The 13,203-nt window shown below is 40.7% G+C and carries 12 protein-coding genes; 7 read left to right on the plus strand and 5 right to left on the minus strand.

Annotation, left to right across the window (positions count from 1 at the left end; translation table 11 throughout):
• Positions 1-73 precede the first annotated feature (73 nt).
• Complete coding sequence (locus M9189_RS11670; protein WP_250723451.1) at positions 74-1,147, minus strand: 3-dehydroquinate synthase; 1,074 nt, start codon at positions 1,145-1,147, stop codon at positions 74-76.
• A 211-nt stretch (positions 1,148-1,358) separates the two neighbouring features.
• Between M9189_RS11670 and M9189_RS11675 the strand changes: the two genes are divergently transcribed.
• The 7 genes from M9189_RS11675 to M9189_RS11705 all read left to right on the plus strand — a co-directional run bounded on the left by M9189_RS11675 (position 1,359) and on the right by M9189_RS11705 (position 6,860).
• Positions 1,359-1,817 (plus strand): hypothetical protein, encoded by a 459-nt coding sequence (locus M9189_RS11675; RefSeq protein WP_250723452.1) that lies wholly within the window; start codon positions 1,359-1,361, stop codon positions 1,815-1,817.
• A gap of 24 nt (positions 1,818-1,841) precedes the next feature.
• Positions 1,842-2,948, plus strand: coding sequence for a DNA-processing protein DprA (gene dprA, locus M9189_RS11680; RefSeq protein WP_250723453.1), 1,107 nt, complete (start codon positions 1,842-1,844; stop codon positions 2,946-2,948).
• A gap of 213 nt (positions 2,949-3,161) precedes the next feature.
• Positions 3,162-3,974, plus strand: a complete 813-nt coding sequence (locus M9189_RS11685) for an ABC transporter substrate-binding protein (RefSeq protein WP_250723457.1) — start codon at positions 3,162-3,164, stop codon at positions 3,972-3,974.
• A gap of 18 nt (positions 3,975-3,992) precedes the next feature.
• Positions 3,993-5,000, plus strand: coding sequence for a FecCD family ABC transporter permease (locus M9189_RS11690; RefSeq protein WP_250723459.1), 1,008 nt, complete (start codon positions 3,993-3,995; stop codon positions 4,998-5,000).
• A complete protein-coding gene (locus M9189_RS11695; RefSeq protein ID WP_250723461.1) occupies positions 4,993-5,829 on the plus strand; it encodes an ABC transporter ATP-binding protein in 837 nt (278 codons plus the stop codon). Before M9189_RS11690 ends, M9189_RS11695 begins: the two co-directional genes overlap by 8 nt.
• Positions 5,830-6,200: 371 nt before the next feature.
• Entirely contained in the window at positions 6,201-6,434 is a 234-nt protein-coding gene (locus tag M9189_RS11700; protein ID WP_256469267.1) for a PAS domain-containing protein, read from the plus strand.
• Between the two features lie 165 nt (positions 6,435-6,599).
• Positions 6,600-6,860 carry a hypothetical protein gene (locus M9189_RS11705; protein ID WP_250723463.1) on the plus strand — a complete coding sequence of 87 codons (261 nt, stop codon included), beginning with the start codon at positions 6,600-6,602 and terminating at the stop codon, positions 6,858-6,860.
• Here the strand turns inward: M9189_RS11705 and M9189_RS11710 are convergent.
• From M9189_RS11710 to M9189_RS11725, 4 genes are read right to left on the minus strand one after another with little or no spacing between them, the layout of a single operon-like run.
• Positions 6,825-7,367 (minus strand): hypothetical protein, encoded by a 543-nt coding sequence (locus M9189_RS11710; protein WP_250723465.1) that lies wholly within the window; start codon positions 7,365-7,367, stop codon positions 6,825-6,827. The genes M9189_RS11705 and M9189_RS11710 overlap by 36 nt on opposite strands.
• A gap of 48 nt (positions 7,368-7,415) precedes the next feature.
• Entirely contained in the window at positions 7,416-8,636 is a 1,221-nt protein-coding gene (locus M9189_RS11715; protein WP_250723466.1) for an RNA-binding domain-containing protein, read from the minus strand.
• An 11-nt stretch (positions 8,637-8,647) separates the two neighbouring features.
• Positions 8,648-11,332 carry a TrlF family AAA-like ATPase gene (locus M9189_RS11720; protein WP_250723467.1) on the minus strand — a complete coding sequence of 895 codons (2,685 nt, stop codon included), beginning with the start codon at positions 11,330-11,332 and terminating at the stop codon, positions 8,648-8,650.
• A complete protein-coding gene (locus M9189_RS11725) occupies positions 11,332-13,203 on the minus strand; it encodes a DNA-methyltransferase (RefSeq protein WP_250723468.1) in 1,872 nt (623 codons plus the stop codon). Before M9189_RS11725 ends, M9189_RS11720 begins: the two co-directional genes overlap by 1 nt.

Genomic DNA, 13,203 nt, shown 5'->3' on the forward strand with positions numbered 1-13,203 from the left:
TGTCTGCGCCCTTATGTATTTCATCTGCCTTTCTACAAACAACAACATAACATTCTACTGTACATGGTCTGCCTTAGATGTAGCTTTGCCTGTAAAACTCAAGTGCTTCAATAACCTCTTCCCTTTCGCAATGGGTATCAATTGCAATATCTCCAGGCTCACGGAGCAGTGTAAAATTTATACGCCCGCTTGAATTCTTTTTATCGTGAGTCATTGCATCATAGAGGTAGGTATAATCACCCTTACTTATCTCAAATCTACCGAAGATCTTGTAGATATACTCACTTAGCAGTCGCAGTAGCTCCTCAGAAAATCCGAGCTTCTTCCATGCAAGGTAAAGTTCTACTACTATACCATAGGCTACGGCATAACCATGCAGAACCGGTTTACCGCGTTTAAGCGCAAGGCTCTCAATGGCATGTCCTGCAGTATGTCCAAGATTCAATGCCTTTCGGATTCCCTTTTCATAAGGGTCATCACTCACTATATCATCCTTGATCCTGATTGACTCAGCAACCAGACCGGCAAGTATGGCCATGTCAGGATTTAATATATCAAAGGCAATTGTTCGATTAAGCAGATCCCCCTTCACAAGCAGGGCATGCTTAATCATCTCGGCAAAACCCGATTTCAGGTTGGGACCATCCAGACTCCTGAGCAGTGAAGTATCAACAAGCACATACTTAGCCTGCTTGAAGGAACCTATCTCATTCTTATAACCCTTGAAGTTGATACCTGTTTTGCCTCCAACCGATGCATCAACCTGTGCAAGTAAGGTTGTAGGTATATTTATAAAGTCTATCCCACGCTTGAAAGTTGCAGCAGCAAATCCGCCCAAATCACAAGGCATACCGCCTCCCAGATTTACAAGCAGTGAATGACGGGTTGCACCTCCTTCCACCAATGCCGCCCATACATATATAAGGGCATCGGTATCCTTGGCATCGTCACCAGGGGCAATTTCTATTACCCTATTTCTGTCAATGCCTGGCACATCCTCAATAAGGGGAAAACAAAGACGTCTGGTGGTGCCATCGGTCAGCACAAAGACCTTTTCATCTTTGTATGGCTTTATCATCTCCGCCAGATCAGACCTAAGGTCATCGGCAAGGTAAACATCGGTTTCACAGGTATTGAGTGACTGCATAGCTTCAATTTCTTTCAAATTATGACAAAAGTAAGCTTTTATGCCAATGCGAAAAACCCCAAAGCAAAAATATAAGGCCAGCCCGGACCGTGTCTCTGCCGGCCTACACAGAAGGGTACTGCCGGGCCTCGAAGCCCGGCAGAACAGCAAACTGACGGGACGTTTGCTTTTTAGCTCTTTATTTTGTTTTTTGCAATACAAATAAAAAGCAATGAATAATAAAAAGACCGCTTCTACTTTTATCAGAATCTTCGGAATCAGTTGGCTTGCTTCACTTGCCATTCTGGTCTATACCTTCCTGAGCCGTACTGCAGTTTCTCAGAACTTTCAGATACTAATGCTGGTAGTAGTGGTACTGCTTCCTGTAATATTTGCAAAAGGTGGTTTCTATTATATTGAGATCGCAGATTCAAAGGGAAATCTCCTTATCAGATATTTCAACCTATTCCCGATAGGACGAAAGTATAAGGCACTACAGATTCCATTGGAAAGGTATAGCCATTACGAGATAAAAGGATCAATGGGAGTACTCTTTAGCTTCCTTTACGTGTATGAAGATACCGTAAGGGGATTGGCACGCTATCAGCCAATCGGACTGACTGCTCTAAGAAGTGAGGAGAAAGAAAACTTAAGAAACATACTAGATCAAATTAAAAAAACAAATAAGTAACACTCAAATCCTATAACCCAAACCATGCTTGTTCATCAGTTAGCCCTTACCATGATCAATGGAGTGGGGCCGAAACTGGCACGACTCCTGATAGATCACCTGGGTTCCGTCGAGGAGGTCTTTTCACCAAAGGCTCCCTTCGAAAAGGTACCAGGTATAGGAGAAGTGATGGCCTCCAGACTCCGCAATATAGACACAAAATCCCTGCTTCTTAGGGCGGAAAAAGAGATAGAGTTCATCACCCGACATGACATCACAGCCCTTTTTATCGATGACCCTGAATACCCTTCGCGACTGGCCAACTGCGAAGATGCTCCATTGCTAATATTTATTAAAGGTAAGGCAGACCTTGAGTCCCCCAAGGCACTCAGCATCGTAGGTACACGCAGGGCAAGCGACTACGGCAAGTACCTGTGCGAAAAACTTGTAAAAGATATTGCCGAAAGGCATCCCGGCACTCTTATTATCAGTGGACTCGCATACGGTATCGACATCTGTGCACACAGGGCTGCACTGAAATACGGCCTGCCCACAGTCGCAGTTCTCGCTCACGGTCTTGACAGAATCTACCCACCATCCCACAGAAGTACTGCAACAAAGATTTGTGAGCAGGGTGCTCTTGTAACTGAGTTTATGACCGACACAAATCCTGACAAACCAAACTTTGTAAGAAGAAACAGGATTGCTGCAGGACTTTGTGATGCTGTGATAGTTGTGGAATCTGCCGAAAAAGGTGGAGCTTTGATAACAGCCGGCCTCGCAGCAGGATATTCAAGAGATGTGCTTGCCTTTCCCGGAAGGGTCGGTGACGAATTGTCGGCTGGTTGCAATCGACTTATCAAAGCAAACAAGGCTGCTCTAATTGAGACAATTGATGACCTGGAATATGCACTGGGCTGGGAAAGTCCAACAAACTTTAACAGAGCTACACAAGGTTATCTCTTTGCTACACCTGACACTCCGGAAGAAAAGCAAATAATGGATTTACTGCATGAAGAAAAGGAGATGAATCTCAACCTTATATCAACTGCGACCGGCATTCCTATTCCCAGGCTATCGGCAATCCTGTTAGAGATGGAGTTTAAAGGTCTGATTAAGTCTATGCCGGGAGGTATGTACAGAATGCTTTGAAAAGAAGTTCTGTTGTTGAGACCCCACTGTTGTTCAGCTAAACGAAAGTCTGCATTGCTGGTTCTTCCAGGTTATTCCAAGTGGTGAAATTGTCCAGGCCACTGCCCGGAGGCAATGGCTATTATTTGATCTCCCCGGTTTTTATTCCCTGCAGGTGGAAAGATTTTAATACCTTTGACCCTTGAAATCCAAAACAGATATTAGATCAGGCTCATGAAAATCAGACTGCTGATATTGACCTTACTGATAGGCACCAGTATATGCCACGCCGGGGGCAAGCGCATTATTTCTCTTGCGTCATCACTGACAAAGAGCATCTATTATCTGGAAGCTCAGGATCAGTTAGTGGGCAGAACTTCTTATTGCTTTGTCGCAGACAAGGACAACAAAGAAGTTGTAGCCAGTGCTGTTACTGTCAATATTGAAAAGGTCCTTAGTCTTAAACCCGATCTGGTTATCGCAACTGGGATAACCGATCCGGAGACTATTGAGTTGATTCGCAAGGCTGGTATAAAAACCGAGATATTTCAGACTCCGCGCAACTTCAGTGAAGTATGCAGTCAGTTCCGACGTCTTGCTTCTCTCTGTGGCAGCGAGAAACTTGCCGATTCCATTATAAAGGAAAGTCAAAAAACCCTCGACGACATTAAAGCATATTACAAGGGTAAGACCCCAAGGAAAGTCTTCTTTCAAATCGGAGCAAATCCGCTGTTTGCCGCTATCGAAAATACCTTTATGGACGACTACATCACCCTTGCAGGTGGGACCAATATAGCAGCCGGCCTAAAAAAAGGGACAGTAAACCGCGAATGGGTACTAATGAAAAATCCAGATGTAATAATCATAGTAAACATGGGACTAGCCGGGGATGATGAGATGAAGATCTGGCAAAGCTATCCTCATCTGAAGGCAGCAAAGAACAATTCAATTTTCTTTGTGGAATCGGATATGGCAAGCACACCCAACCCTGTCGATTTTGTTGAAACCATGAAGGTGCTACACAGGCATCTCAGCAAACTGCCTTAAGGCACAAGTCCGAATAACATGCAAAACAAGTATCTGGCATGGACTCTTTTCATCTTGCTGCTACTCATTCTTTTTGCAGCATCAGCGCTGCTATCTCTTAGCAGCGGTGAAGCAGCCATTGGTTTGAAAGATATCCCCTATGTACTTGGAGACAAGGAGCAGATGGAGTATTATATCCTTACTCAGATCCGAATGCCCAGAATCATTCTGGCGCTGGCAGTTGGCGGATCGCTGAGTCTGGCCGGAGCCATCCTTCAGGGCATCTACCGGAATCCGCTTGTTGAACCCTATACCCTTGGAATATCAGGAGGTGCAGCACTTGGAGTTGCCCTTACAATAGTCTGTGGCCTACATCTTACCCTTGGGACCCTAATCCTTCCCCTCTCAGGTTTCACCGGAGCCGCAATAGTGATACTTATCGTCGGAGTTCTGGGTTTCTTCCGTGGTGGTAGTAATGTCAACAAGATGCTGCTGATTGGAGTAATGATTAGTTTTGTGGCATCCTCAGCGATGATGTTTCTTATGTCGATAAGTAGTGCCGACAACGTATATAGCATAGTATTCTGGATAATGGGATCACTCAATGAACCCAATCAGGTACTGATCCGCATTACACTGTTTGCCTCCCTTGTCGGTCTTGCAATCAGCTATCTCTTTGCAAGACCACTAAACGCACTAATGCTCGGACAGGAGAAGGCCGCCTACCTCGGCATTAACAGCAAGAACACTATCCGGATGCTGTTTATCCTATCTTCCCTGCTGACTGGGATTAGTGTTGCTGTTGCCGGGGTTATTGGTTTTGTCGGACTTGTTATCCCCCATCTTATACGCATGCTAGCAGGTAGTGATCATCGCTTTCTGCTTATTGGATCCTTTCTGGGCGGAGGCATCTTCCTGGTGCTATCCGACGTGGTAGCACGAACAATAATAGCACCCAATGAACTTCCAATCGGAGTAATAACCGGAATTGCTGGTGGCATCCTGTTTATCATAGTCCTGATCCGAAAAAAGCAACACCATGTCTGATTATTATTTTGAAATAGATAAACTCTGTTGCGGATACGGAAATGAGTTCAGGCTTAAACCCGTCTCATTCGGATTAAAGCAGGGAGACCTTGCGGGAATAATAGGTCCCAACGGTTCAGGAAAGACAACCCTGCTCAAGGGCATCTCAGGAAGGCTGCCGCTTAGTAGCGGCAGCATCAGGCTCAACAACCAGGACATCCAGAATCTGAAGCTGCGGCAAAGGGCACAACGTGTTGCCGTCGTTTCTCAGTTTATTGACTCAGCTGGCATAAGTGTAGAAGACTATGTATTGATGGGACGCCTTCCCTACAGAGAGAATTTTCAGTTTTTTGAATCCAACCGTGACCTTACAATTGCCCGCAAATACATGCGTCTTACGGGCATCTGGCCCCATCGCAAGAAACAACTCAGTCAGCTGAGTGGAGGTGAACAACAACTAGCAGCCATAGCACAAGCTTTGACTCAGGAACCGGAACTGCTGCTGATGGATGAGCCCACTTCCCATCTCGATATTACACACCAGGTGCAGGTGCTCAACCTGATCCAGCGACTCAACAATGAGCTCAAGCTTACAGTTCTGATGATAATTCATGACCTCAACCTGGCTGCCGAATACTGCAACCATCTGATTATGATGAAGGACGGGCAGCTATATTCACAGGGCACACCATCAGAAGTCCTGGCATACGATAAAATAGAAGAAGTTTACAACACAGTGGTTGTCACACAAAATAATCCCTTATCGGGCAAACCTGCTGTCTTCCTAGTTTCTGAGAAGATACTTGAAGAAATTAAGGCTCGCTATGGAGGGATAAACAGGAACCAATAAACATCCACATCTTAAGACACTTCCCAGGCAAAAGGCCTGTTTTTCTTTCTTAGAAACTTTCTGTATTTAACCGCTGGATCGGGATTTCCTTAAAAAATCAATTGTTTTTACCGGCACGACAGTTGTAATCGCTTATTTCGGAATCTGGGATATATGTTTTTCAAGCCACGACAGTTAAGTCCATTGATATTTCTCTTATTGAGTTTTGCTACATCTCTCGCGAAAATCATAAGGTCGACAGCCTGAAATATAAAAAGGGCATTGGCAAAGGTCTATGGCTAACTGGACTCCTCCATCTTCAAAAGGACAGAGTCAGATCAATCGATTACTTTAAACAAGCACTCGCTGTTGCCGAAGAAATCAGATCATCAATAGTCAGTTTGGTTCATCCCGAAGACCTAGATAGCCTGTCTGCATTTTGGAGAACACTGAATGTCAAGGAACTGAGCATTGCTTCAGTACAGTTTCGACTCAAACATAAGAATGAGGATTACAGATGGTTTGAGGCTGTAGCCCAGAACTTTGTGGACAACCCTGCATTAGGAGCCATCCTTTCCAACATCAGAGACATTGATGTTCAAAAGAAAGTTGGAGATTACTTTTGACGTCCAATGGATTTGATAAACCAACTAAATGACACCTTATGAAAAAACAACTACTATTAATTCTATTTGCCCTGGGTACCATCTTTAATGCAAGTGCAATAAGTGATATTGATTTAGTACGAAATAGAATCGGCTTATTCCAAAACAAATACCAACAAGGATAACGTGTGGGATGTACAACGCTCCCCCTCATATCCGACAACTGATGGTATATGGAAGCTAACTTACTTTAGTGACCCATATGATGCATTAACAAATAGCGATATTGACTGGGGAAGAAACGGAGACCGCTACCTGATGTTCAACATAGTTGAGGCTGACGACTTTGATCCAATTAGGTATAAAAGATACGAAGACGACATTTACAGAACCGGTGACTACCTCCTTGTTTTAAACCTGTATGAATCCGACGGAAGTTTTTCCTGAAGTCGAAGCATTCACCAGGGTATGGACATATACTGGCAATACCATCTTTAGGGACAACCAACAGATGCGTATTAAATATATGCTAGCCGATTCCTCCTTCTTTACCATGTTCTCATTTAAACTACGTTTTGCGGCTTGGCGTAGTGGCGGTTTTTTAGCACAATAGTTCAATCGAAGAACTGCACTTGAACCCACCACAAAACTGTCATACGAAGCACTGAACCCGCCATTACGCCAAACCGCTGTTACAGGCTGGCGTTCTTGTTGTCCGTGGCTGAAACCCTTGTCCTTATTGAGTTTTGCAACCAATTGTCCGAATGTTTTTGTGTCAGATTGTGGGTTGGCGTTTTTAAAATTTTTAGAAGAGAAGGGAATTTTTAATTTTTTCTTTTCAGCGTGGGACAGGCATACTCTTTGGCAAGCTTTGGCTTGTGTGTCGGCTTGCGGGGCTTGCCAATGTGTATGACTGTGAAGGGTTGAACTGAAAGAAAAGAGAATTTTATTCATTCATTTTTTTGTTTCTATAAACTCTTGTTAAGTTTTAACAATTAGTCTTTAATGCAATGGGCGAAAAATGGTTAACTTAAAAGTTTCTTCTGTTTCTTCCATTAAAGCTTCCTTCATACCAGCATTTCGAAGGGTTTCTATAACTATTTTCCTAATTCCAAGTCCTTTATGCTCCATTAATCCAAAATCCTGTGCAAATCTTACCAATATGGGATTTCTTTGATATTTCTGCCCGGCTTTTATTTTTTCTATCGTGAGGGTGTTGGGTAATCGCCCCTGACTTTCAATTTCTATCCTGTCATTAAAAATTCGGATTTCGTTTCGGTTACGCTTTGTGTAATCTCTATGAATTATTGCATTCACTAATAGTTCGCGAAGAGCTCTTTCTGGTATTATCCAAACCGTTTCTCTGTGAATGCCATCTGTTAGTTCTTCACGAGCATAAATTTCTCCCAATTTATTCATTACGGTCTCAATCAAGCCGCTGCGAATTACCTCTCCTTTTTCGTTCTTCACACTGGCTAACGGCAGGTTGTAGGCTTGGTCAAAATGATGATTGGTTTCAATATCGTTGCCGGGATAATGAATAACTCTGAAGCCATGATTTGATAAAAACCTACCGGGATTTTTTCCAAAAATGACCAGTCCGGCAATACTGGCAGAGAATTCATTAAAACTATTTCTGACAAGCAGGTCAAGTTGATTCAGTTTTTCAATTAACAAATCCTCATCCGCACCAGATAAGTCTTCACCAAACTCGTTCCGATAGTAATGAATGAAAAGTTCTTTATCAATATCCTGAAAAGAAGTGCCGGAAACCGGTGCTATTTCAAAGTGGTAATAACCTGATTCCTGAGCCATTCTAAGTATTTGTTCACGATCGGCAATTTTTGAAGTTGAACCAATTCTGATGTACGGTGTTTCACGATCACCTTCTTTCACAAAGTAGGGTTTATTGATACCCTGTTCTATAGTAACTACTGCGACTCTTCCTTCAGGTGTATTAATTTCTTCATACAAAGGAATAATAGATGGTGTAACATATCTGCCAAAAACGGTATCCATTAGCCATTCTTCAAAGTTTTCCTTTGACGAGCCTTTAATCTCACGATTATTATTATCCACACCAAAAAAAATTCTCCCTCCCCTGAAATTGGCAAAGGCAACAATTTCTTTAGCTATGCGTTCCGGTCTTTCACTATCGAGTTTAAATTCTACTTTTGAATTTTCCGGATTAGCAATTATTTCAAGTAATTCCTGATAGGTCATTGTTCTGTTTTTTAATAATTGTATTTCAATCTTCTGGTTTCGAAGGCGTATTTACCGCCTTCCAGAATATTTTCAATCTTAGGACGTAAGTTTTCATTGTCAATAGAGCCAATATTTTCATCCTTCAAAACAGATTCTCCGTTTTCTATTTCCATCACGCCAATCCATTCGGCATCACCAAATACCGGAATATTGGCATTGTGAGTACTGAAAATAAACTGACGGGCTTCCTTTTGCCTGCGCAATTCAGAGACGATATTTTCTGCAATAAATGCATTGTCCAGATTATCTTCCGGTTGGTCAATGATCAATGGGTCGCTGTTGTTGAGAAGCAATAGATTCAATATGGCTGTACATTTCTGACCTGATGATAATTCAGTTATTTCCTTGTATGCTGGATTTTCCGAAGTGCCTATATTCAATTTAATAGTTACTGTTTCGGTCAACGCAATTTCCTCCAGTTCCCATTTTTTTTTGTCAGATAATTTCTTGATTGTAGATACTATACCGGGTGTCAATTGGTATTTATCTTTCAAATCGGACTCATCCAATTCACGAATATCTTTTACAAATTGCCAAATATTGAAATTGTCCTGTTGCTCATTTAGCCATTGTATTTTCTTTTCTCCAAAGCCTTCTATTTCTAAAAAAAACTTTCTCAATGGCTCACGATTTCCCCATTTTTTTACTTCCAGCTGCATTTTTCCGGCAAGTGCGTTTTTATTTAAAGATTTAACCTTTTTAAATATTACATCGTAGCGCTGGTCTATTTCACTATTTAAAGCTGTTATTAGTTCTTTACGATTTTTCAATAATTCATCATATAATTTTTGATTATTGTCCCGCTGAATAGTCAACCCCTGCATAGAAGAAAGCTCTCTGCTGATTTGAGAAAATTCACGGGCAATGTCGCTACCTTTTCTTCCGCCACTATCAGGCAACTTGTTGATTAGTTTCTGGAATTCCTCCTCAAACTGTTCTTTTGCCTTCTGCCATTGCTGTTTTACTTCATTCGACTGAGTAACAAAAGTTTTTTCGGCCGTTTTTATTATACTAATGGCTCTCTGCAACTCAGAAATCAATTTTTCCCAAACCGGTTTAAGTGAAGCTAAGTTTTGAGCATTAATATATTCTTTCAGTGCGTCAACACTTAAATAGTGTAAATCAACGGCAGAGATTTTACGCTCCAATTCCTCAACAAGCGATTGTATTTCCTGAAATTCGCCATCACTTCGTTTGATTACTGCTTCCTCTTTGTTGTAAATATTCTGCTCTTCAAATTTTTTGTCTAATCCTAACGCTTTTAGATTATGTAAACGCTCTTTTAGTTGATTTTCCCGATTAATTTTCTGGTTAAGTTCTTCTAGCCTTTCTATGGTTTGGACGAGTTTTAAGCGGTTTTCTTTGAGTTGTTTTTGAATATCAGGGATGTTATCTTTTAATTCCGGAAGGAATTGCTCTATAAGTTTTACGTGATTTACCGGCTTTTCTGCAAATTCAAAGATTTCATTCTGACCAAACATCTTTATTTCCGGCAAAATATCTTTTACCGAAAGGAAAGATAAAGTGCCATCTTCATTCTTTATGGTTTGAGGCTGCCCGTAATTCCGTTCAATGATGAATTTTTTGTTATATCTGGATGAATAAACAGTAAGTACAATTTTTCCATTTGTAAAATTATTTCGCAGAATATCGTCTGCCCGTTTTTTAGCTTCGGAAGATTGATATGGAATGTCTAATCCATAGCGAATGGCCTCCAGCAGGGTGCTTTTACCTGTTCCTCGTCCGCCAATCAAAGCGTTGAGGTTATCATTAAAAGCAATATGTAATCCCTCTGCAAAAAAGTTAGAAAAAATTTTGAACTCTAGAATCTTGGAATGCTTTTCTTCTTTGAGTTCAGAATATAGACGAATTCTCGATTCTCCGTCCAAGAATGCCTGTCTTAATCCCTCAATGGATGGTTTGTCCATTTTGATATAACAACTTGCCAAAGGGCCTTTCAGCGTTGCCGGTTTTTCTACATCCTTGGCATGTATCACGGCCACTTTGCGAATCCGATTATAATTAGTGTCCTGATTTTTGATGATTTGTCGATACTTCAATTCTAAATCATCTACTTTCTCCTTATTGATTTGTGCAGCTAAAACCAGCTTTTCGTTTTGCCAAATATCAGGATGACCACCTGAACCGTCATTAACCACCAAAAGACCATTTTCTTCGTGTACATGTGCTGCATAGGTAATACCTCCTCCGGCTTCAATTACTTTTTCAGCAATTTCTAAATACTTTAAAGAAGATTTATCAGTGGTTTGACCTTGGTTGAAAGCTGTACCTTGCAAACTGCCTAGCATCTGGTTGAGCCAAATGGTCTTTTTATCGGGTGGGAAGAGACAGATAATATGAATTTTTTCAGTACTGCAAAGTTCAAATCCGGGGAAAACAATTATTCCATTTTCCTGCAAAAGTTTTCTAAGGTTTTCTGTTGAGTTTACGTCACCGTGTTCTGCCAAACCTACTACCTGAATATTTTCTTCCTTACAGGTCTGCAAAATGTTTTGATTATAAGTGGCTTCATCCAATGCTTCACCCCCTCTATATTTCTGATTGTAGAGATGGGAATTCACTTGCAAGGCACATTTATAAAATTTTGCTCCAGATGGTTTCATAACGTTTTTCATTTTTTGTTGATTACTCATTACTCAACTACTTTTATCATTTCATCCCCACTGATATTCCTGATTTTTATTCTTTTCGGTTTCTTATCGCTTGTAATTTTACCGTCCCAAAATTCTTTTGTTTTGGTTCCGTCCTTAATCACATAACCAAGTTTATCAATCTTAACTTCGGTGCTGCTGTGCCATTGACCTTCTGAATTTTCACAATCCAGCGAAATGAGTTCAATTAGTTCCAAACCTTCTTCGCTGATGCTGATAGGTTCAAACTTTTTTCCTTTGGTTAATGATTGCAGGTTGCCTTTTTGGTTGAACTCATTGATTTTTTGAATAAGTCGGTCGCTAATGAATTTGGTAATTTCGGTTTCGTAGCCCTCTTTGGTTTTTGTGGTATTAAATTCTACAATATCCTCAATCACAATTTCGTGAAGCAGGTTTTTCAGGTCTTTGAGTTCTACTTCAATTTCGGTGGCATTGTTTTCTTTGATGAATTTTTCTACTGCCTTTTGGTCGTCAATGTCAATGTAATAAACAATTACTTTTTTGGCGTTGACTTCCAAATTTTGTAATTCCTGATTGATAATAGTATTAATGGTCGGAATGTCTAAAACTTTTTCCTGTGTATTGAGCAGGTTGGGCACATATACCGGAACTGTTCCCAACTTTGCTTCTGTTACTACACCAAACCAAAAATTACTGATGCCTGAAACATTCCTTTGCAAACCGGGAATTATGGTTGCCAACTTGTCCATAGTTTGTTGTGGATTACGGAATAAGCTAACTCCGTCTTTAATTTCCAAAACTTGGAATTCGGCTTTTGAGGCAATTAAAGTATCTCTAACTGTCTGTATGCTATTTATTCCAATGTCAACGTGAATGAAATTTCGCCCTAATCTATTAGCAACCATTGCAGCAACTCCACTTCCACCAAAGAAGTCTGCAACAATCATTTTTTCTGTTTTCTCCTCATCTCTATATTCATTACTACTTGCAGTAATAATTCTCTCCAAAAGTGGTTCAGGTTTTTGTGTGGCGTAATCTCTAAGGTCATTCTTTGAAATTGTTCTACCTAAATCCCAAACATCATCCGCTTTTTTCTCTGAATACTCAACAATAATCTTGTTTCCATTTTCATCCCTTACTTCAACAGTTTTACCATCGACTTTTTTTCTTAGTGCCCTTTTTGTTGTTTCATCTTTAGGAATAATGATTGGATTAAAAATGTAATCCTCGTCATTGGAATAAAGGAAAATGGTATCGTGATTTTTATCTAATCTTTTCCCCCCAGTTGCAAATTTGTCTTCGTAGTGCCAAATGATTTCATTAATAAATTTATCCTCTCCAAAAATTTCATCTAATAAAATCTTTACATAATGACCAATCTTTGTGTCGAGATGAACATAAATGCTTGCTGTTTCACTCATAATTGATTTAATAGCCAGCAAGTTTTCATACATCCAATTCAGGTAATCTTCTTTCTGCCAAATATCTCCATACATTTTTTCCTCAAATGCTTTGAGTTCTTCAATATCCATTTGTTGTTCTGCTGCTGCAACTTTTTCAGCCAATTTTGGGTTTCGTCTCAGGTAAACTTTTTTGGCATAATCTGCACCACTGGCAAAGGGTGGGTCAATGTAAACCAAGTCCACTTTTATACCTTGCTCTTTCAGGTAGGCACAAGCAGAAATACACTCTCCACGAATTACCAAATTTTCAGAAGGTTTGCCGACCGTTTCAATGATTTCAACTTCATAGTAGGGCATACCTCTTTTAATTCGGTCATAAACTTTATCGTTTTCACGGTATCGCAATACACGTTGTGTTCGGGTGATGTTGTCCAAAATGGCTTGTCCTTCAACCGTGTTTGGATAATATGGAATGTATTTTACTGGCAT

This window comes from Xiashengella succiniciproducens, from assembly GCF_023674465.1.
Classification (GTDB): Bacteria; Bacteroidota; Bacteroidia; order Bacteroidales; family Marinilabiliaceae; genus Geofilum; species Geofilum succiniciproducens.